13 protein-coding genes are annotated in these 20,375 nt (G+C 73.9%); 1 reads left to right on the top strand and 12 read right to left on the bottom strand.

Translation table 11 applies throughout. From position 1 onward, the window contains the following. Positions 1–518 precede the first annotated feature (518 nt). Both BXA05_RS16210 and BXA05_RS16205 read right to left on the bottom strand, forming a co-directional pair. Positions 519–2,165 carry a 5-oxoprolinase subunit B/C family protein gene (locus tag BXA05_RS16210; protein WP_170963188.1) on the bottom strand — a complete coding sequence of 549 codons (1,647 nt, stop codon included), beginning with the start codon at positions 2,163–2,165 and terminating at the stop codon, positions 519–521. A 41-nt stretch (positions 2,166–2,206) separates the two neighbouring features. Then, positions 2,207–3,004, bottom strand: a complete 798-nt coding sequence (locus BXA05_RS16205; protein WP_061269471.1) for a LamB/YcsF family protein — start codon at positions 3,002–3,004, stop codon at positions 2,207–2,209. A 114-nt stretch (positions 3,005–3,118) separates the two neighbouring features. On the opposite strand from BXA05_RS16205, the gene BXA05_RS16200 reads away from it, so the two are divergent. Beyond that, positions 3,119–3,793 carry a GNAT family N-acetyltransferase gene (locus BXA05_RS16200; protein WP_076406058.1) on the top strand — a complete coding sequence of 225 codons (675 nt, stop codon included), beginning with the start codon at positions 3,119–3,121 and terminating at the stop codon, positions 3,791–3,793. A gap of 116 nt (positions 3,794–3,909) precedes the next feature. Here the strand turns inward: BXA05_RS16200 and BXA05_RS16195 are convergent, their stop codons facing one another. The 10 genes from BXA05_RS16195 to BXA05_RS16150 form a co-directional block, all read right to left on the bottom strand. Next, positions 3,910–4,797, bottom strand: coding sequence for a hypothetical protein (locus BXA05_RS16195; protein WP_143311178.1), 888 nt, complete (start codon positions 4,795–4,797; stop codon positions 3,910–3,912). 113 nt (positions 4,798–4,910) lie between these two features. Continuing rightward, positions 4,911–10,496, bottom strand: a complete 5,586-nt coding sequence (locus BXA05_RS16190; protein WP_083711954.1) for a ThuA domain-containing protein — start codon at positions 10,494–10,496, stop codon at positions 4,911–4,913. Positions 10,497–10,601: 105 nt separating this feature from the next. Beyond that, complete coding sequence (locus BXA05_RS16185) at positions 10,602–11,546, bottom strand: sugar phosphate isomerase/epimerase family protein (RefSeq protein ID WP_342065200.1); 945 nt, start codon at positions 11,544–11,546, stop codon at positions 10,602–10,604. Between the two features lie 185 nt (positions 11,547–11,731). Further along, positions 11,732–12,955, bottom strand: coding sequence for a substrate-binding domain-containing protein (locus BXA05_RS16180; protein ID WP_076406053.1), 1,224 nt, complete (start codon positions 12,953–12,955; stop codon positions 11,732–11,734). Between the two features lie 148 nt (positions 12,956–13,103). Beyond that, entirely contained in the window at positions 13,104–14,186 is a 1,083-nt protein-coding gene (locus BXA05_RS16175) for an ABC transporter permease (protein ID WP_051028488.1), read from the bottom strand. Beyond that, positions 14,183–15,229 (bottom strand): ABC transporter permease, encoded by a 1,047-nt coding sequence (locus tag BXA05_RS16170; RefSeq protein ID WP_021483021.1) that lies wholly within the window; start codon positions 15,227–15,229, stop codon positions 14,183–14,185. Before BXA05_RS16170 ends, BXA05_RS16175 begins: the two co-directional genes overlap by 4 nt. After that, positions 15,226–16,884, bottom strand: a complete 1,659-nt coding sequence (locus BXA05_RS16165) for a sugar ABC transporter ATP-binding protein (RefSeq protein ID WP_083711953.1) — start codon at positions 16,882–16,884, stop codon at positions 15,226–15,228. Before BXA05_RS16165 ends, BXA05_RS16170 begins: the two co-directional genes overlap by 4 nt. Next, on the bottom strand, positions 16,881–18,128 hold the full coding sequence (locus BXA05_RS16160) for a Gfo/Idh/MocA family protein (RefSeq protein ID WP_083711952.1): 1,248 nt from the start codon (positions 18,126–18,128) through the stop codon (positions 16,881–16,883). The genes BXA05_RS16165 and BXA05_RS16160 overlap by 4 nt, the downstream gene beginning before the upstream one ends. Positions 18,129–18,362: 234 nt before the next feature. Then, on the bottom strand, positions 18,363–19,364 hold the full coding sequence (locus tag BXA05_RS16155) for a sugar phosphate isomerase/epimerase family protein (protein WP_061268734.1): 1,002 nt from the start codon (positions 19,362–19,364) through the stop codon (positions 18,363–18,365). A 40-nt stretch (positions 19,365–19,404) separates the two neighbouring features. Then, entirely contained in the window at positions 19,405–20,202 is a 798-nt protein-coding gene (locus BXA05_RS16150; protein WP_061268733.1) for a hypothetical protein, read from the bottom strand. Between the last annotated feature and the right edge of the window lie 173 nt (positions 20,203–20,375).

Here is a 20,375-nt window from a genome sequence, read left to right as displayed (position 1 = left end):
GATGACATCATCTTCCGAAATCAACCAAAGGAATCCCAGACACAACCAACCCAACCACCCAGACGGGCAACCAGGCCAGCCATGCCACAGGGACAAAAAATTTGGCATTGACTAACAAGCACACTGTTGAGTTCTCAAACAACCGACACACACCAACTCAGCACCACCCGACTGGGTGGAACCTCGCTTGGGGCAACCCTTCAACCTTACCAGGTCTTCCCCGGCTCCTCAACCCCGGCTGTTCGCCGTGATCCAGTCACCGTGGTCTTCCTCGTCGCGGGCAGAGAACACTCTACGCCATGCGGTGGAAGGGTTTCGACCCCGGGACCAGCCACCCTCGATCGTTCGAGGCGGTGTCTGTTCCTCCCTGTCGGGCCGACATCCAGAACATTACGCGGCCTCGCGCGACATGGTCAAGCCGCTGCCCGGTGACCCGGCCCACAGGGACGCTGCCGCTCCCCGCCTGGCACGGCGTGCGGCCGTCGGCCCCGCTCTTCCGCGCTCCCCCGGCGCCGCGCTCAGACCGTCGTCGCGAGCCGCAGGATCGCGCGGTCCCCCGGTCGGAGCTGGGCCGCGCGGTCGACGTCCCGCTCGCGGAGCACCCCGATGACGGGGTATCCCCCGGTGACGGGGCGGTCCGCCAGGAAGACGACGGGACGCCCGTCGGGCGGGACCTGGACCGCGCCGCGGACGAGCCCCTCGGACGCCAGCTCCCCCGGCCTGCGGGGCACCGTCTGGCCGTCGAGCCGCAGCGCGACGCGGTCGCTGTCGGGCGTCACGGTCCGCAGCGCGCGCAGCGCGTGCGCCGCACCGGGGAGGAACCAGTCGGAGCGCGGCCCGGGCAGCACCTCGAGCACCGCGCCCGCCCGCTCGCCGGGACGCGGCTCGCCGGGCGGGAACTGCACAGGGACGACGTCGGGCCACGGCCACGTGCCCGACGGCGCGGCCCCCAGCGCGACGGCGTCGCCCGGCTGCAGGGGTCCTGGGCCGAGCCCGGCGAGCACGTCCCGCGAGCGCGACCCGAGGACCGCGGGTGGTCGGAGCCCGCCACGCACCGCGACGTAGGTCCGCAGACCGCGCGCCGCCAGCCCGAGGCGGAGGGTCCCGCCGTCGGGCACCCGGACGGCCGCGTGCATGCCGACCGGGCTCCCGTCCACGCTGGCGGGGACCGCCGCCCCGGCCAGCGCGACGACCGCCCCGCCGGCGAACCGCACGGCGAGACCGCCGAGGGTGACCTCGATCGCCGCCGCACCGTCCGGGTTGCCCACGAGCCGGTTCGCGAGCGCGTACGACGCGCGGTCGGCCGCTCCCGACGGCCCGACGCCGACAGCGGCGAGCCCCGGACGTCCCGCGTCCTCGACGAGCGCGAGAGGACCCGTCGCGAGCACCTCCAGGGCGCGCGGGCCCGACGGCGAGGGGGTGGTGACCCGGTCCTGCGCGGCTTGCTCGCGCGGCGCCGCCGCACTCCCGTGCCGCTGCTCCGTCCGCGCCGGCCCGGGCGGGACGCTGACCGCGACCGCGGCCGCGCGGACCGGCACGAACCGCACGCGCGCGCCGGGCGCGACGAGCGCGGGCGGGTCGCGGTCGACGTCGAACATCCGCGCGTCCGTGCGGCCGAGGAGGCGCCACCCGCCCGGGGACTCCCCCGGGTAGACGGCGGTGAACCCGCCCGCGAGCGCCACCGAGCCGGCGGGGACGCGGGTGCGCGGGGTCGCCAGGCGCGGGGCGGCGATCACCGGATCGACGCCCGAGAGGTACGTGAAGCCCGGCGCGAACCCGCCGAACGCGGCGTCGTACTCGCGGCCGTGGTGCCGCGCGACGACCTCCTCGACGCTCACGCCCGCCCAGCGGGCGACGTCGTCCAGGTCGGGGCCGTCGTAGCGCACGGGGATCTCGACGAGCGCCCCGACGTGGGTGGTGGGGCCGGTCGTCGACGCGCGCCGCACCGCCGCGCGCAGCCACGCCCGGGCGGCGGGGACGTCCGCGGGCGTCGCGCAGCGCACGAGCACCGTGCGGGCGGCCGGGACGACGTCGACCACGCCGGGCGGCGCGTCGCCCAGGGCCCGGTGCAGCGCGCGCACGGCGGTGAGGTCCGGCAGGTCGACGAGCAGCGCGGCCTCGCCGAACGCGTGCACCGTCACCTCGCTGTCGAGGCCGTCGGCCACGTCGCGGACCGGCGACCCGGGAACGGGCGAACCTCCGGCCGTCACGGCACGGCGTCCGCGCCCGACCCGCCGTGCGGGGCGTCGACGAAGGGCCGCACGACGACCCCGGCCTCCTGGAGCGCGGTCCGCAGCGCCCCGAGCAGCCCGACCGCCCCGGGGGTGTCCGAGTGGACGCACACCGAGTCCGCCTCGACGCGCAGCGACGTGCCGTCCGCAGCCTCGACCGTGCCGGTCGTCACGAGCCGGACGACGCGCCGGGCGACCTCGTCGCCGTCGTGCACGACGGCGCCCGGCCGCCCGCGCGGGACCAGCTCGCCCGACGGCAGGTAGCCGCGGTCGGCGAAGGCCTCGCGGACGGTGGGCTGGCCCGCCGCGTCCGCGAGCCGCAGCACGGCCGAGCCGGGCAGCCCGACGACGGGCAGCGTGGGGTCGTAGGCGCGCACCGCGTCGACGACGGCCCGGGCCTGCGCCTCGTGGTGGACGATCGCGTTGTAGAGCGCGCCGTGCGGCTTGACGTACCGCACGCGGTCCCCGGCGAGCCGGGCGAACCCGTCGAGGGCGGCGAGCTGGTAGAGCACCTCGTCGGCGAGCTCGCCGGGGTCCACGTCCATGAACCGCCGTCCGAAGCCCGCCCGGTCCCGGTAGCTCACGTGCGCGCCCACCCGCACCCCGCGCGCGGCGGCGTCCCGCGTCACGGTCCGCATGGTCGTCGCGTCGCCCGCGTGGAACCCGCACGCGACGTTCGCGCTGGTCACGAGGCCGAGCAAGGCCTGGTCGTCGCCGAGGGTCCAGCGGCCGAAGCCTTCGCCGAGGTCGGCGTTGAGGTCGATGCGCGTCACGCGTCCATCATGCCCGGGACGCGCGCCCGGCGGGCTCCGCCGCGAGCCCCACCGCGGGGCCGCCGCGGTGCCCACCGCGCCGCGGGCGGGGCCCACGGGCGTAGATTTCCTGGCATGCCGGACCACACCACCACCGCCACGACGGCCGTGCGCCGCGCGACGACCGCCGACGCCGTCGCGCTCGCGGACCTGGCCGCGCTCACGTTCCCGCTCGCGTGCCCGCCCGGCACGTCGCCGGACGCGATCGCGGAGCACGTCGCGACGCAGCTCTCGCCCGACCGGTTCCGCGCGTGGGCCGCGAGCGCCGCGCACGCGCTGCTGCTCGTCGAGGCGACGTCGCCCGGCGCCTCAGCAGGAACGTCGGCGGGCGCGTCGGGAGACACGTCGCCAAGCACGTCGGCAGGCACGTCGGCAGGCACCGTGGAGACGGACGCCGGGTCGCCCGAGGCCCCGACCGGCCCGCTCGGCTACGCGCTGCTGGCCCGAGGCGTCCCCGAGGACCCGGACGTGGCGGCCGCCGTCGGGCCGGGCGAGGCGGTGGAGCTGTCGAAGATCTACGTGCACCCCGCCGCGCAGAGCACCGGCGTCGCGAGCGTGCTCATGACCGCGACGACGGGGGCCGCGGCGCTGCTCGGCCCCGGGCTCCCCCTCTGGCTCGGCACGAACGGGCACAACGCGCGCGCCCAGGCCTTCTACCGCAAGCACGGGTTCGCCGTGGTCGGGGGCCGGACGTACGTCGTCGGCGGGGAGACCCATGCGGACGTCGTCATGGCCCTGCCCCGCCGCTGACGGACGGGAGGTCCCGGTCGGGCTCGGCCTGCACCCCGGAGGGCGCCCGACCGGGAGGTCGGTGGGCGGCCCGTGCGGGCCGCGGTCGTCCGGTGGACGGTGGTCGGTCGGTCGGCTCAGTGGTCGTGCGCGTCCTCGCCGTCGGCGCCCTCGTGGCCGCCCTCGTCACCGCCCGTGTGGCCGAGGCCGAGGCCCCCGTCGAGCGAGTCGTCGGGGTGGACGGGCAGGAAGACGTGGACGTGGCCCTGGCCGCCGGCGGTCGAGCGCAGGTCGAGCTGGACGGCGGCGAGGCCCCACGTCTCGACGGCGCGCGTGCGCAGGTCGCCCGCGAGGGCGTACAGGTCTGGGGCCGCGGCGGGGTCGGCGCTCGCGGCGAGCCCGACGGCGTCGAGCGCGTCCCCGACGAGCTCGAGCGACGTGAGCATCCCGTTGCGGACGATGTTGTGCTCGGAGGAACCGCTCGCGAGCGCCTCCGTCTCGGCGACGAGGCCGTCGACGGTCGCGCGCCACGCGGTGAGGTCCGCCGGGTCCGCGGGGACGGCGCTCGACCCGTCGACGGGGAGCACCGCGTGGAGGCCGTGCAGGACGGGGACGAGCTCGGTCTGGAGGTACCGGGCGTGGTCGATCGAGGCGACGAGGTTCTCGGCGTCGCGCGCCTCCTCGGCCGCTTCCAGCTCCGCGACGCGCGCCGGGTCGACGGTGAAGCCCTCCTCGTCAGGTGCTGAGCCGCCGCGCGTGAGCGCGACGACCGCCGCGACCACGACGGCCACGAGCGCGAGCGCGCCGACGACGAGCAGGACGCGGCGCCACGGGTCGAGGCCCACGAACCACCGGCGCGCGCGGACGCGCGCCGGTGGCCGGGGTTCGGGGCGGCCGGCACCGCCCCGGTCGGCAGGGCGGGAGCGTGCGGGCGTCGTCGGGCCGCCGGTGCGGCCGGAGCCCGCCCGGGCTCCTCCCGCCGGGGTCCGGGTCGTCGGCGTCCGTGCCGAGGTGCGCTGTGCCACCTGTCGCTCCTGTCCTGTGGTCGTCCCGCCGGGCGCGCCGGCCCGGCCCGCGGGCCGGGCCGGCGCAGGTGGTGGCCGGTGACGGGAGCGGGTCGCCCGTCACCGGCCCGCCGTCAGCCGCAGCTCACGGCGTCGTACGGCACCTCGATCTCGGTCGTGACGTCGCCGAGCGTCGCCGTGACCGTCGCCGTGCCCGCCTCGAACGCCGTCGCGCGCGACGCGAACGACTGGTACGCGTTGGCGCCCACCTCGACCGCGCCGAACTCCTTGGAGCCGAACGGCGTGGTGAGGGTGACCGCGACGGGCGCCTCGTCGGCGTTCGTCGCGCGCAGGGCGAGGTACGCCTTGCCCGCGAGGCAGCGGGCCGAGGCGGTGACCTCGACGTCGACCGTGGGCTCGGGCTCGGAGTCCGTCGTGAGACGGAACCAGTCGAACGCCACCGTGACCGGCGTCTCCTGCTCCGGGCCGATCGCCATGAGGCCGACCTTCGTCAGCGCCGCGTCGTTGGTGACCGGGTCGCCCAGCGGCGTCCAGTTCACCCCGCCGTCGCTGACCCAGCCCTGGTACGTGCTGCCCACCTTCTCGAGCCGCAGGTACCAGTAGCCCGACTCGGTCGAGTCGGCGAGCTCGAGCTGACGGTTGCCGCCGTTGCCGAACTGGCCGCCCTTCTCCGAGACGAGCTCGGCGCCGAGGTTCAGAGCCGCGCCCGGGGCGTTCTTCGCGAGCACGTCGGCCTTGACGTAGTTGTCGTCGTCGCCGTACGCGATGAGGCCCGCGAGCTGCCACCGGTGCACGAGCGGCGCCTTGAACCGCGTCTCGACGACCCAGTCGCCCTCCGGTGCCGTCTGGAGGACGAAGTTGCGCGGGTCGTCGTTGTTGCCGGCGTTGATGTCGCCCGGCTGGGTCGTGATGCGCAGCTCGCCGTCGGCGACGGCGACCTTCGACCCGTCGTAGCGCACGACCGCGTCCCAGCGGCAGCCGTCGAGGGCGTCGCCCTCGAACTCGTCGCTCGGCTCGCGCTCGCCGTCGTCCGACCCGTCGCCCGTGACGCGCACGTGGTCGACCTTGGCGACCGAGTCGGCGGCCGCGGTGTCGCCGCCGGCCATCACGCCGAACGTCGCGCCCGGCTTCACGGGCGCCGAGCCCGCGAGCGCCGTCCACGTCTGGCCGTCCGCAGAGTACGCGGCCGTGATGGCGGAGCCGTCCGAGACGAGGCGCAGGTGGATCGCCGTCGGGAAGTCCCCGGCGACGTTCGTCTGGCCGTGCCACGTGCGGGCGCCGCCGGTCTCGGTCTGGAACTCGAGGAACCGGTTGCCGTTCTGGTTCTTCGTGAACGCGAGCTTGGTGTACTCGTCGTCGGTCACGTGGACCAGGAGGCCGGCGTGCTGCCAGTGCCGGGCGAGCGGGACGTCGAGCTTCGTCTCGAGCGTCCACGCGCCGGCGGGTGCGGGCTGACCGAGGTAGCTGATCGGCCCGGTCTGCGCCTCGTTGATGTCGCCCTGCACGACCGGCAGGACGGCGTGGCCGTCGGCGACGGTGATCGGCTTGCCGTCTGCCTGGCGGACGACCGTCCACCGCGGGTCGAGGGTGTCGCCGTCGAACTCGTCGGACGAGTCCGCGAGGCACTGCGGCGGGGTCTCCTCACCGGGTCCCCCGGTCTGCGGGTCGTCGTCGAACGCGAAGTCCTGGAACTCGACGGCGCTCGTGGCCGACGTGTTGTGCGCGGTGACGAAGAGACCCACGTCCTGCACGGACGCCGCACCCGGGAGGGCCTGGGGCTCCCCGATCTGCGTGAAGCTCTCGCCGTCCTTGCTCCAGGAGGCCGTGTACAGGTCGCCGTCGCGCACGATCCGCACCCACGCGGGGTAGCTCGTCGAGCTCGCGGCGGACGACGTGACGAGCTGACCGGCCGCGTTGCCGCGGAGCCACTCGAAGCCGCCGCTCGGGCGCATGCCCAGTGCGGCGTAGCCCGGCGAGTTCGCCGTCTGCGTCACGTCGTTGCGGACGATGATCCCGGCCTTGGCGGAACCGTTCGAGTTGCCCTGGCTGGTGATCTTCACCGTCGCCGACCAGTTCTCGTCGGCGCCCTGCTCGCGGTAGATGGTCGAGTACTCGTTGGTGCCCTGCCACATGTTCGCGCCGCCCGACGTGATGAGGTACTTGCCCTCGGCGAGCTGCTCGAACGTCCCGTTCGCGTTGGTGAAGGTCTTCATGCCCCCGAAGAGGTCGCCGACCTGCGCCACGACGACGCGGGACCGCGTGTAGAGGCCCTTGTCGTTGGTCGCGACCGCGGTCAGCTCGTAGTTGTTGTCCGCCGTCACCTCCCACGTGGCCTCGTACGGTGCCTCGGTGTCGGTCCCGATCGACTCGCCGTCGACGAAGAACTCGACCTCGGTGACCGTGTTCTCCGTGTCGTCGGCCTCGGCCGTGACCGTGATCTCGCCCTGCTCCAGGCGCACGCCCGCCTCGGGCGCGGTGATGCGCACCTTCGGCCGCGTCGTGGCGGAGACGCCCTTGCCGTCGGCCTCGACGAAGTTCAGGCGACGCTCACCCGCGCCGGGGAACACGACGTAGAGCGTGAACGGCTCCCGGGGGTCGATGACGTCCACGGTCACGTCGGTGAACGTGCCGAGACCCGTCTGCGGGACCTGGGCCGTACCGAGGAGCTCGCCGTCCGCGGCGTCGCGCCGCAGCTCGATCGTGCCCTCGGCCGCCGCGGCGACGCGCAGCGTGAGCGCCTGCACGCCGTACAGGCTCACCGGGTCGTACGACGCCCAGGCCCCGTTCGACCCGGTGATGACCGAGCCGCCGCCCTCGACGTCCCGGCTCGGGATCGTCGTGGTGCCGTCGGAGTCGGCGTGGAACTCCGCCTCGCGCTTCTTCGGGAAGATGAGCGTGGTGTCCGAGCCGGTGAGGGCCGGGACGTCGTCCACGCCGCCGCGGTCGGTGTAGCGCGCGTCGATCACGTAGAAGACGTTCATGTCCTCGCCGTGGCCGCCGCCGAGGCTCGTCGCGACCGTGCCCGTCCGGCCGTGCAGCGGCTCGGAGGGGTGCGCGTGCGCGTCGTGGCCGAGCGCGGGCTGGATGATGACCTGCTCGTCGTCGATGGTCTCGCCGTCCGGCGAGTCCTCGGCGTCCGTCACGGCCACGTCCCACGTGATGTCGTCGCCGAAGGTGAAGAACGAGCCGGTGGGCGGCAGGCCGAAGTCGACCTCGGGCCGCGTGTTGCCGACCGTGATCGGCACGGTCGCCGTGCCCACCTTCCCGGCCGGGTCGGTCACCGTGAGGCGGGCGTCGTAGACGCCGTTCTCCGTGTAGGTGTGGCTCGGGGCGGCGGACGTCGAGTCCGTCGTGCCGTCACCGTCGAAGTCCCACGCGTACGTGAGCGCCTCGCCCTCGGGGTCGGTGCTCCCGGTCCCGTCGAACGACACCTCGAGCGGCGCGATGCCGGAGTCGGGCGTCGCGACCGGCTTCGACACCGGCGAGCGCGAGCCCGACAGGTAGTCGATGCGGTGCAGGCCCGAGTTGGGGTTGTCGCGGCCGAAGCCGCCGCCCCAGTCGAGCACGTACATAGCGCCGTCGGGGCCGAACTTCGAGTCGATCGGCGCCAGGAACTGCTCCTGCGGGAGGAACGGGTTGACCTTCTCGACGTCGGTCACGCCGGGAGCGGCCTCGGGGTCCTTGAGGTCGATCGTGTACATCTTGTTCCGGGCCCACTCGTAGAAGAAGGCCTTGCCGTCGTAGGACGACGGGAACTTCGTGTCGGAGTCGAGCTCCGGGTCGTACTCGTAGAACGGGCCGCCCATGGGCGCGAGGCCGCCGCCGGCGTTGATGACGCCGGGCACCGACGAGCGCTGGTAGCCGTACCAGAGGTCCGCCGGCTGCGCGGCGGGGAGCTCGGTGAGACCGGTGTTCTTCACCGAGTCGTTGACCGGGGCGTCGCAGTCGAAGAAGTCACCGACCGTGACCGGGTTCGTGCGGTAGTCGACGTCGCGGAACGGCTCGTTGTTCCCCATGCACAGGGGCCAGCCGAAGAAGCCGGGCTCCTTGATGAGGTTCCACTCGGCGATGCCGGCCGGGCCGCGGTTCGCCGGGTTGTCCGACCCGTTGTCGGGCGAGTAGTCGGCGACGCCGAGGTTGCCCGTCTTCGGGTCGATGGTGAACCGGAACGGGTTGCGGAAGCCCATCGCGTAGATCTCGGGCAGCGTCTTCTCGGTGCCCGGCGCGAAGAGGTTGCCCTCGGGGATCGAGTACGTGCCGTCGTCCTCGGGGTGGACCCGCAGCACCTTGCCGCGCAGGTCGTTCGTGTTCGCCGACGTCGCGCGCGCGTCGTGGAACGTGCCGTCGCGCTCGGAGATCGGCGCGTAGCCGCCCGACGGCTCGGAGTGCGGGTTCACGTCGTCGCCCACGCCGATGTACAGGTCACCGGTCTCGTGGTCGACGAGCAGGCCGCCGCCCGTGTGACCCGGCTCGTCGGGCAGGCGCCCGGCCGGGATCTCCAGGAGGACCTTCTCCGACGCCGGGTCGATCACGGTCGCGCCCGGGCCGTCCGACGACACCGTGAACCGCGAGACGCGGTTGAAGAAGTTCGCCGGGTCGGAGTCGTTCGCGCTCGCGGGCGAGTAGTACTGGTACAGGTACCCGTTCTCCGCGAAGTCCTTGTCGAGCGCGATCCCGAGCAGGCCGTCCTCGCCGCCCGAGTACACGGGGAGCGTGAGCGCAGTCGTCGTGTTCTGCGTCCGCGGGTCGTAGACGCGGACCTGGCCGCGCACGAGCTCGGTGTAGAACACGCGGCCGTCGGGCGCGACGTCCATGCCGAAGGGGGCGCTCGTGTTGGAGTCGAGCGCGACCTTCTCGAACGAGCCCCAGTCGGTTCCGCCGCAGTCGCCCTCGACGAGGCCCGCCGCCCACTGCACGCCGCCGACGACGTGCTGCACGAAGTCGGGCTCCTGCGTGTAGTGCGCCCCGAAGTGGCCCATGCCCGTCATCCAGGCACGACCGCCGTCGTACGGCTTGCACCAGGAGATCGGGTGGTCGTAGCCCATCTTGTTGCCGCCGGCGTCGTACGTCGTCTCGTCCATCGTGGCGAGGACGTGCGCGCTGCCGCGGACGTTGGCCGAGAAGTTGTACCACTCGTCCGCGCGCGTCCAGCGCTGGGACAGGTGCTCGGTCGACGGGTGCGTGCGGTCCTCGACGCGGACCGTGCCGGGCAGGCCGGGGCTGTTGCCCGTGGCGGCGTGACCGGGCATGAGCGCGCCGATCATGTCGTCCCACCACTGGTAGCTACCGCGCATGTCGGTCGCGTTGTGGATCGCGACGATGCCGCCGCCCGCCTGCTGGTAGCGCTCGAGCGCGGCCTTCTCGTCCGCGTTCCACGGGTCGCCCGACGTCTGGAACATGACCAGGGCGTCGTACTGCGCGAGGTTCTCGTCGGTGAACACCGAGGAGTCCTCGGTGTGGTCGGACTCGATGCCGACCTCGGCGAACGCGGCCTCGAGCACGGGCGTGCCCTGCGTGATCGCCTCGGTGTGCCGGAACTGGGTCGTCTTGGTGAAGATGAGCACCTTGTGCTCTTCGTCCGCGGGGACGGGGTCGTCCGCGGCAACGGCCGTCGTGACGGGCGCAAGCGTGAACGCGAGCGCCCCGACGGTCAGTGCGGCGGCGACCGATCTCGCCCTGCGTGGGCGTCGTGCAGTCATCGTGGTGCCTCCAGGGGCATGACGTGCGGGCCCGGACGTCGTCGTCCGGGCAGGGTGGTCGTCATCCCGCGGCGTGCCGGCGCCGGCGGTCGTGTGCGACTACGGCTACGTGCTCTCCGGCTCGGGCATCAGTCCCTTCAGGTAGGCGAGGCCATCGACGGCGATGGCGTCCTGGGTCGGCGCCAGCGGGCGCCAGATCGAGGCGGCCGTGGCGATCGTCGCGTTCTCGGCGGTGAAGGACTCGATGACGAGCGGTCCGTCGTAGCCGGTCGCGTCGAGCGCGGCGAGCAGGCCGCGCCAGTCGAGGTGGTCGGTGCCCGGTGCGCCGCGGTCGTTGCCGCACACCTGGACGTGCGCGATGCGCTCGCCCGCGCGCGTCACCGCGCCGGGCAGGTCCGTCTCCTCGATGTTCATGTGGTAGACGTCGAGCATGAGGCCGATGCCGGCCGTGGGCAGGCGCCGTACGACCTCCAGCCCCTGGTCGACGGTGTTGACGAGGCTCGTCTCGTAGCGGTTGAGCGGCTCGAGCCCGACGACGACGCCCGCCGCCATGGCGTGCTCGACGACCGGGGCGAGGTGCTCGGCGAGCTCCTCGTAGGCGGCCTCGCGCTCGGCCGGGCCGAGCCGCCACGTGCGCCCGACGGACGCGTACGCCGGGCCGCCGATCACCGGGGCGCCGACGGTCCGCGCGACGTCGACGACGTGGCGCAGGTAGTCCTGCGTGGCGCGCACCGTCGCGGCGTCCGTGGCGACGAGCTCGCGTCCCTCGCCCATGACGAGCGAGACGCTCGCGGCGAGGCCGTGGTCGGCGAGGACGGCGGCCGCCGTCGCCGGGTCCCAGTCCCCCGGGTTCTCGACGGGCAGCTCGAGCACGTCGAAGCCCCACCCCGCGACGCGCGGGGCGATGCCGCGCAGCGCGCCGTCGGTCAGGGGCGACGTCCACACCCACGTGTTGACGCCGATCGCGCGCCGGCGCACCGGGACGGGCGCGTCGTCGGGTGGGAGCAGGTCGGTCGCGCGGTGCGCGGGGGTCGGGCCGGGAAGAGCCACGTCGCTCTCTCTCGTCGGGTCCGAGCACTCGGCCGTCCCGCCCGCGTGCCCGACGCCGCGGCGCGCCCCCGTGCGGGAGGTGCGCCGCGCCGTCGGGCGGGCGGGCGGGGCGCCCGGCCGGTCGGACGGCGACCGGGCGGCCCCAGGTGGTCCGGCCGCGCGGCCGGACCGGGGTGGTGCTGGCGTCAGCGGTCGGTCCAGGCCTCCGGGAACCCGGGCAGGTCCTCGCCGCCGAACTTCGCGTAGTGCAGGGACGGCATGTCCTTGTTCGCCTCGAGGTAGGCGTCGAGGTCCTCGGCGACGACCGGCGACTGCGGCAGGACCCACTCGGACGGCACCTGCTCGCCGGCCCAGATCATCTGCGCCGCGAGGATCGGCGTGCGCCACTGGAAGTTGGAGTACACGGCGCCGATGGCGGTCATGTCCGTGTCCTTCCACTTGCGCAGGAAGCTCATCTCGTCCTCGCCCATGAAGACGGGGTACGGCTTGCCCGCGTCCTCGAACGCCTCGACGGCCGCGACGGCGCCGTCGCCGGCGTCCATCCAGATGCCGTCCACGTCCCCGCGCTGGAGGTACTGCGTGACGATGTCCTTGATCTTCGCCCCGTCGCCGCCGGTGAACTCGGCGCCCACGACCTCGAGCTCCGACTCGGAGAAGATCTTGTCGGCCGCGGCCCAGCGGTTCTCGAGCACGTCGACGCCGGGCAGGATGCGCAGCGCGAGGACCTTCGAGCCGGGCTCGAGGTTCTCGACGAGGAACTCGGCGCCGTCGGCGCCGTACGCGTAGCCGCCGATCGGGTGGATGAACGTCACCATGCAGTCGGTGTTGACGCCGCGGTCGAACACGATGACGGGCTTGCCCGACTCGCACGCCGCCTCGACGGCGGGCGTGAGGGTCGCGGTGGTCGACGGCGAGATGATGATCGCGTCGCAGTCGCCCGCCGCGACGAACGCCTGGATGTCGGAGATCTGCTTGTTGTCGTCGTCGGCGGCGTCGGAGACGCGGAACTCGCCGATCACGCCCTCCTCGGTGAGGACGTCGACCTGCTGCTGCATGGTGATGAACCCGGTGACGCGCCACGGGTTGGACACCGACGCGTTCGAGAAGCACAGCGTGTTGCCGCCCTCGGCGCTCGCGAACTCGGCCGTGTCCACGTACTCGGGCTCGATGGCCTGGAGCCACGGCTGGTCGGCCGGGCCCTCGGGCACGACCTCGCGCTGGGCGAGCTGGCGGTCGTAGTCCGCCTGGACGAACCACTCGGAGTCGGCGCCGCCGGACTCCTCGCCCGCGGGGCTCTCCTCGGCCGAGGTCTCCCCGCCCGTGTCGGTGGGGGTGTCGGTCGTGCAGGCGGCCGCGAGGAACAGCGTGGCCACCGCCGTGCCGGCCAGGAGTGCTCGTGTACGTCGCATGTCCTTCTTCTCCTTGGTGAGACGTCGTCGTCCCGCAACGTGCGGGGAAGGGGGTACAGCTCGGGTGCTGCCGCACGGCCGTGCGCGGGGGTCCGGCAGGGGTCGTGCGCGGGGAGGGGCGCGGGCGTCGTCGCCGGGCGCGCGGGGCTCAGGCGTTCGCGGGGGCGGGCTCCTTCGGTGCGGGGGTCGGCCCCGCCGCCGGCGGGGCGTCGGGGGTGGACGCGCGGCGCCGCGACCGGCGCGGCAGCGCGGCGTAGGCGACGGCCGCGATGATGATGACGCCCTGCACGGCGGGGCGGATCGTCGACGGCAGGCTCAGCTGGTTGAAGAGGGTGAACAGCGCCTCGAGCGTGAGCGCGCCCGCCATCGCGGCGATCACGGTCCCCCGCCCGCCGCCGAGGACGACGCCCCCGAGCACGACGGCGGTGATCGCCATGAACTCCAGGCCCTGCCCGACCTGGGCGGTGACGCCGGCGTACCCGCCGATGAGGATCGCCGCGACGGTCGCCAGGAAGCCCGAGAGGAGGAAGGCGCGCGTGCGCACCCACCACACCGAGCCGCCCGCGTAGCCCGCCGCGACGTCGTTGTCGCCCGTGGCGACGAGCGTGCGGCCGAACGGGCGGCGCATGAGCAGGGCTGCGGCCACGCCGAGCACGACGACGACGAGCAGCGCGTACGGCACCTGGAACTGGCCCGGGGTGTCGGGGATGCCCCCGCGTCCCCACTGCCGGAACCCGTCGGTGAGGGCGCCCGTCGGGGCGCCGCCCGTCCAGAGCCGGATCGCGCCGTAGAGCACGAGCATCATGCCGAGCGTCGTGATGAACGACGGCACCTTGAGCAGCGTCGTCACGAGGCCGTTGACGAGCCCGACCGCGAGGCCGAAGACGATCATGAGGGCCATGACGGGCCAGGTCATCGAGTCCTCGCCGTCCATGAGCTTCGCGGCGATGACGACCTGGGCGCCCACGAGCGAGCCGACCGACAGGTCGAACTCGCCCGAGACGATGACGAAGTACTGCCCGATCGCGAGGATGACCAGCGGTGCGGCCTTCTTGACGAACGCCATGAGCGACATCGGCTCGCCGAACGACGGGTTCATCACGAGGATGACCGCGAAGACGAGCACGAGCAGCGCGAACACGGTCCAGCTGCCGCCCGCGGTGAGGCGCTCGAGCCAGCCGGCCCGCGGCGCGCGCGCCGGGATGGTCCGGCGCGTGGTGTCGGTGGTCATGCGGACGCACCTCCGGTGCGGGTCGGGCGGAAGCGGGCCCGGCTGCTCGCCGGGTCGATCTGGCGCCGGGCGTACAGGGCGACGGCGGCGATGATGATGACGCCGCGCAGCACGTCCTTGAAGAACGGGTCGACGTCGAGCACGTTGAACACCGTGTCGAGCACGGCGAGGATCAGCACGCCGCCCACCGTCCCGACGACCGAGCCGCGCCCGCCCATGAGGAGCGTCCCGCCGAGCACGACGGCGGCGATCGAGTCGAGGTCGAGGCCGTAGGAGTAGACGAGCGCGTTGCCGGTGCCGAAGCGCGCGGCGATGAGCAGGCCGGCGACGCCCGCGCAGACCGAGCACAGCACGTGCGCGAGGACCAGCGTCCGGTCCGTCCGGATGCCCGAGAGCCGCGCGACGTCGGTGTTCCCCCCGACGGCGAACATGTGGTACCCGGGGCGGGTGCGCGTCAGGAGCACGACGCCCACGGCCGCGACGAGCAGCATGACGACCGTCGAGACCGGCACCGGGCCGACGCGCGTGTACCCGAACATCTGGAACGAGGCGGGCACCTCCCCCGCCGGGCCCTTGAACTGCGTGTCGAGGTAGCCCTTGATGATGAGCCCGACGCCGAGCGTCGCGATGAACGCGTTGACCCGCAGCTTCGCGATGACGAGCCCGTTGACGAGGCCGACGACCGCCGCGACGCCCACCGCCGCGAGCACGCCGAGCCAGACGCGCGACGGGTCGCCCGCCATGGTCGTCGCGCCGACGATCGAGCTGAGCGCGACGACGTAGCCGACGGACAGGTCGAGCGACTTGCACAGGACGGCGAACGTCTGCCCGATCGCGACGAAGCCGAGCAGGCTCGTCTGCGTGAGCATGTACGCCGTGTTCGCCGTGCTGAACAGGTTGCCGCCGCCCACGGCCACGAGCACGCCGGCGATCACGAGGATCCCGACGAGGGCGAGGTAGACGATCTCCGTCGAGCCCAGCCGGCGACGGCGCGCGGGGGCGCGGCTCGCGGTGGGGGCGGCGGTCGCGACCGCGGTGCTCATCGGTGCTCCTTCGGGCCGTCGGGGGCGTGCGGGGCGCTGCGGGGCGTGGTGCCGGGGTCGGCGCCCGGGAGGTCGTCGGCGTCGGCGAGGGCGCCGAGGTCGACCTGGACGTGCTCGCCGGAGGTGTCCTCGCCCGCGCCCGTGGCGAGCGCCATGACGGTCTCCTCGTCGCTGCCCGCGGGGAGCTCGCCCGCGAGGCGGCCGTCGCGCATGACCAGCACGCGGTCGGCCATGGCGACCACCTCGGGGAGCTCGGACGAGATGAACAGGACGGCGACGCCGTTCGCCGTGAGCTCGCGCATGAGGTCGTAGACCGCGCGCTTGGCGCCCACGTCGATGCCGCGCGTCGGCTCGTCGAGCACGATGACCTGCGGGTCCGTGACGAGCCACTTCGCGAGGACGACCTTCTGCTGGTTGCCGCCCGACAGGTACTGGACCTCGGCCTCCTGCGAGCTCGCGACGAGCTCGAGCGAGGACAGGATGCCCGGGATGCGCTTCGCGCGCCGGTCGGCCTGGCCGGGCACGACGGCGTCGAGCACGAGGCGCGCGTTGGCGAGGATCGACTGGCCCAGCGCGAGCCCCTCGGCCTTGCGGTCCTCGGTGACGAGCGCGAGGCCGGCGCGGACCGCCTGGCGCGGCGAGCGCACGTCGACCGGCTTCCCACCGACGAGGACGCGGCCGCGCGTGAAGCCCGCGATGCCGAAGACGCCGTGCGCGATCTCCGTGCGTCCCGAGCCCTGGAGCCCGGCGAGCGCGACGATCTCGCCCGCGCGGACCTCGAACGACACGTCGTCGACCTGCGTGTTGCCGACGCCCTCGAGCGCGAGCCGCACCTCGCCCGGGACGATCGCGGGGTCCTTGTCCGGGAAGTAGCCCGCGAAGTCGCGGCCGACCATCGTGCGCACGAGGCGGTCCGCGTCGATGTCCGCCGTCGGCGTCGTCAGCACGTGGTTGCCGTCCTTGAGCACCGTGATGGTGTCGCAGAGGTCGAAGATCTCCTTGAGGCGGTGCGAGACGTAGAGGATCGCGACGCCGCGCTCCTTGAGCCGGTGCACGAGCTCGTAGAGGAGCTCGACCTCCTGGTCGGCGAGCGCCGCCGTCGGCTCGTCCATGGAGATGATCCGCGCGTCGTAGGAGACGGCCTTGACGATCTCGACGATCTGCTGCTGCGCCACGGACAGCGAGCCGACGCGCGTCCACGACGCGAGCCCCGTCAGGCCGAGCTCGGTGAGCAGGGCGGTCGTGTCCGCGTGCATGCGCCGCCGGTCGACGAGGCCCGCGCGGCGCGGCTCGCGGCCGAGGTAGACGTTCTCCGCGACGGACCGCTCGGGCAGGAGGTTGAACTCCTGGAACACCGTCGACACGCCCGCGTGCTGCGCGGCGAGCGGCGAGGCGAACGTCGTCGTCTCGCCGTCGAGCTCGAGCGTGCCCGCGTCGGGGCGGTGCACGCCGGCGATGATCTTCATGAGCGTCGACTTGCCGGCGCCGTTCTCGCCGACGAGCGCGTGGACCTCGCCGGGCCGCACGTCGAGGTCGATCCCGCGCAGCACGGAGTTCCCGAAGAACTCCTTGCCGATGCCGCGCAGGCGCAGGAGCGGCCGGTCGTCGCCCTCCCCCGCGGCGGGACGCGGCTCGCGCGTCGTCGTCGCGGTCACGACGCGACCTCGACCCAGCCGCCCGTGCGCACCGACGTGGCCACGGCGTCGGCGAGCCGCGCGGCGCGCAGGCCGTCGTCGAACGTGGGCAGTCCGTCCGGGACGGCGCCCCCGATGGCCGCGGCGGTGTCGGCGACGAGCGCGTCGAAGCAGTCCTGGTAGCCCTGCGCGTGCCCGGCGGGGAGGCGCGAGTACCGGGTCGCCGCCGGGGAGAGCGTCTCGGGGTCGCGCACGAGGAGGCGCGACGTCGTGCGCCGGCCCTCCCAGAGCGTCTCGGGCTGCTCCTGGTCGAACGCGAGGGTGGACTCCGAGCCGGAGATCTCGAGGTAGAGCCGGTTCTTGCGACCGGCCGACACCTGCGAGATCACGGCCGAGCCGAGCGCGCCGCCGTCCGTCGCGTACTGGAGCGTCACGGCGTCCTCGGTCGCGACCTCGTGCACGACGCCGTCGGCGCCCCGGCGGTGCGGGTTCACCGTGGCCGACTGCGCGACGAGGCGCACGATGCGCTGGCCCGTCGTGAACTCCAGCAGGTCGCAGAAGTGGGAGCCGATGTCGCCGAACGCGCGGCTCGCGCCGCCCAGCGCGGGGTCGACGCGCCAGTTGTCGTCGGAGTCGCGCAGGAGCCAGTCCTGCAGGTACGAGCCGTGCACGAGCGAGACGGTGCCCACCTCGCCGCGGCGCACGCGCTCGCGCGCCTCGCGGACCATGGCGTGGAAGCGGTAGGTGAACGGCACGACGGCGACGCGCCCGTCCCGCTCGCGCGCCGCGGCCGCGAGGCCGGCGAGCTCGACCGCGCCCGCGACGTCGGTCGCGAGCGGCTTCTCGCACACCACGTGCTTGCCGGCGGCGAGCGCCGCGCGCGCGAGGGGGACGTGCAGGTGGTTGGGCGTGCACACGTGCACCACGTCGACCTCGGGGTCGGTGAGCAGCTCCTCGACCGTCGCGACGGCGCGCTCGGCGCCGAGGCCCGGCGCGGCGGCGCGCGCGATGTCGAGGTCGGCGGCGGCGACGCTCACGACGCGGCCTCCGCCCGTGCGCACGGCCCGGGCGTGGACCCCGCCCATGAACCCGGTGCCGAGGATCCCGGCGCGGTACCCGGCGGCGGGCAGCCCGAGCTCGTCGGGGTTGCTGGCGGGGAAGGTGCTTCGGGCGGTCGAGGCCCCTGGCGTGGTCGCTCCCGGGAGGGGCGTCCCCGGCTCCAGCACCGGGGTACGCACGTCCTGCGCGACGTCGTCGGCTCGCATGGATGACAACGTAGGGGCACTTATGTCGAGGGTCAAGCAAAAGCCGAACATCAATCGTCACGTTTAGATAACCCTGTCCGCAAAACAAATGTGAAGGATCACATCGGCGTCGCCGGACGCGGGCACGCCACCGCCCCCGGCCGTCGGGACGGCCGGGGGCGGTGGCGTGTCGGACTGCCCCCACCCGTCGGTCGGCGACGCCGACCGACGGGGAGACTGCGGTGCTGCGTGGTGCTACTTGGTCGAGAACGCGGCGTCGAAGGCCGCGTCGGGCGCGTCGAACGCGTACTTCTTGACGAACTCCAGGGCCTCGGGGGCACCGACGAGACGGTCCATGCCGGCGTCCTCCCACTCGACCGAGATCGGGCCCTCGTAGCCGATCGTGTTGAGCATCCGGAACGCGTCCTCCCACGGCACGTCGCCGTGGCCCGTGGAGATGAAGTCCCAGCCGCGGCGCGGGTCCGCCCAGGCCAGGTGCGAGCCCATGCGGCCGTTGCGGCCGTTGTGCATCCGCTTCTTCGTGTCCTTGCAGTCCACGTGGTAGATGCGGTCCTTGAAGTCCCACAGGAAGCTCACCGGGTCGAGGTCCTGCCACACCATGTGGCTCGGGTCCCAGTTGAGCCCGAACGCCTCGCGGTGCCCGATCGCCTCGAGCGTGCGGACCGTCGTCCAGTAGTCGTACGCGATCTCGCTCGGGTGCACCTCGTGCGCGAACCGCACCCCGACCTCGTCGAACACGTCGAGGATCGGGTTCCAGCGGTCCGCGAAGTCCTGGTACCCGGCGTCGATCGCCTCCTGGGAGACCGGCGGGAACATCGCGACGTACTTCCAGATCGCCGAGCCCGTGAAGCCCACGACGGTCTTCACGCCCAGCTTCGCCGCGAGGCGCGCGGTGTGCTTCATCTCCTCCGCGGCGCGCTGGCGCACGCCCTCGGGGTCGCCGTCGCCCCACACGACGTCCGGCAGGATGTCGCGGTGGCGCTGGTCGATCGGGTCGTCGCACACCGCCTGGCCCTTGAGGTGGTTCGAGATCGCGTAGACCTCGAGGTCGTACTTGGCCAGCAGGTCGAGCTTGCCCTGGACGTACTCGTCGTCGTCCCAGCGCCAGGGGTCGAGGTGGTCGCCCCAGCACGCGATCTCCAGGCCGTCGTAGCCCCAGCCGGACGCGAGGCGTGCCACCTCCTCGAACGGCAGGTCGGCCCACTGCCCGGTGAAGAGGGTGATCGGTCGTGCCATGGTCGTGTCTCCTTCGGTCGTTCTCGGTTCGTGCCCGGGGTCACCGGGCGGACGTCTTGGTCAGGGGGCGGGGCGTGTCCCCCGCGGCCTCGTCGGTGCCCGACGCGCGCGCGCGGCGCCGCACGACGACGTAGCCCGCGGCGAGCAGCAGCGCGGCGACCACGGCGACGGCGACCCACACGAGCGCGCTCGTCGAGCCCTCGTCCGTGGCGGTGCCGTCGGCCGCGGTGCCCTCTCCGGCGGCGTCGTCGCCCGCGGCGGCGTCGTCGCCGGCCGCGTCGGCGCCTGCCGCCTCACCCTCCGCGCCGGCGGCGTCGCCGCCCTCCTGCGCCGCCGCGTCGTCGCCCTCGCGCGGGGCGGGCTCCGGCAGCGGCACGACGTCGACCTGCGCCGACGCGGTGGCCTCGGCGGGATGGGTGATCGTGGCGGTGAGCGTCCAGTTGCCGTCGGCGAGGACGCCGGGGTCGGACGTGTACCAGCCGACGCCCTCGGACGCCGACCGGAGCGTGAGGGGGCCGACGGTCTCGCCGGCCGCGGACTCCCCCGTCACCGAGACGTCGGCCGCCTCCTCGACGGGGTGGCCGTCGACCTTCCAGGTGAGGTTCGCGGACACGCCGCCCTGGCCGTCCGTGCCGAGCGAGATGACGACGTCGCCGCCGTGGGCGCCGGCCGGGGCCGCGCCGACGAGCGCGAGCACGCCGCCGAGCAGGAGGCCCAGCGCCGCGGTGAGGAGCGCGCGGGCGCGGTGCCGCACGGGGGCGGCCGTCCGGCGGAGCGGCAGGAGCCGCGTGCCGCCCGGAGGCCGGGGGCTGGTGCGCTGGCGGGGCGTACGGGACATCGGGTCATCACCTCGTCGTGGGTCCGTGTGCGGTGGGGGCGGCGGTCGTCGCCGGTCCCCCGGGGTGCCCCGGCGCCGGGCCGGAGCGCCCGTTCCCGGGCGCCGGGGCCGGAGACCCGGAGGTCCCCGTCGTGCTCGTCGTGCGGGCAGCGTACGGTCGGCCCGGCCGATGG

Origin of the sequence: Cellulosimicrobium funkei, from assembly GCF_900155925.1 — a bacterium.
GTDB classification, from domain to species: Bacteria; Actinomycetota; Actinomycetes; order Actinomycetales; family Cellulomonadaceae; genus Cellulosimicrobium; species Cellulosimicrobium funkei.
Note: the sequence above shows the minus strand (reverse complement) of the source record. Positions and strands in the feature narration are given on the sequence as shown.

Coding starts and splice junctions, on each gene's coding strand:
- BXA05_RS16175 (WP_051028488.1), bottom strand. CDS start 14,186: ATGACCACCGACACCACGCGCCGGACCATCCCGGCGCGCGCGCCGCGG.
- BXA05_RS16160 (WP_083711952.1), bottom strand. CDS start 18,128: ATGCGAGCCGACGACGTCGCGCAGGACGTGCGTACCCCGGTGCTGGAG.
- BXA05_RS16200 (WP_076406058.1), top strand. CDS start 3,119: ATGCCGGACCACACCACCACCGCCACGACGGCCGTGCGCCGCGCGACG.
- BXA05_RS16150 (WP_061268733.1), bottom strand. CDS start 20,202: ATGTCCCGTACGCCCCGCCAGCGCACCAGCCCCCGGCCTCCGGGCGGC.
- BXA05_RS16155 (WP_061268734.1), bottom strand. CDS start 19,364: ATGGCACGACCGATCACCCTCTTCACCGGGCAGTGGGCCGACCTGCCG.
- BXA05_RS16170 (WP_021483021.1), bottom strand. CDS start 15,229: ATGAGCACCGCGGTCGCGACCGCCGCCCCCACCGCGAGCCGCGCCCCC.
- BXA05_RS16190 (WP_083711954.1), bottom strand. CDS start 10,496: ATGACTGCACGACGCCCACGCAGGGCGAGATCGGTCGCCGCCGCACTG.
- BXA05_RS16180 (WP_076406053.1), bottom strand. CDS start 12,955: ATGCGACGTACACGAGCACTCCTGGCCGGCACGGCGGTGGCCACGCTG.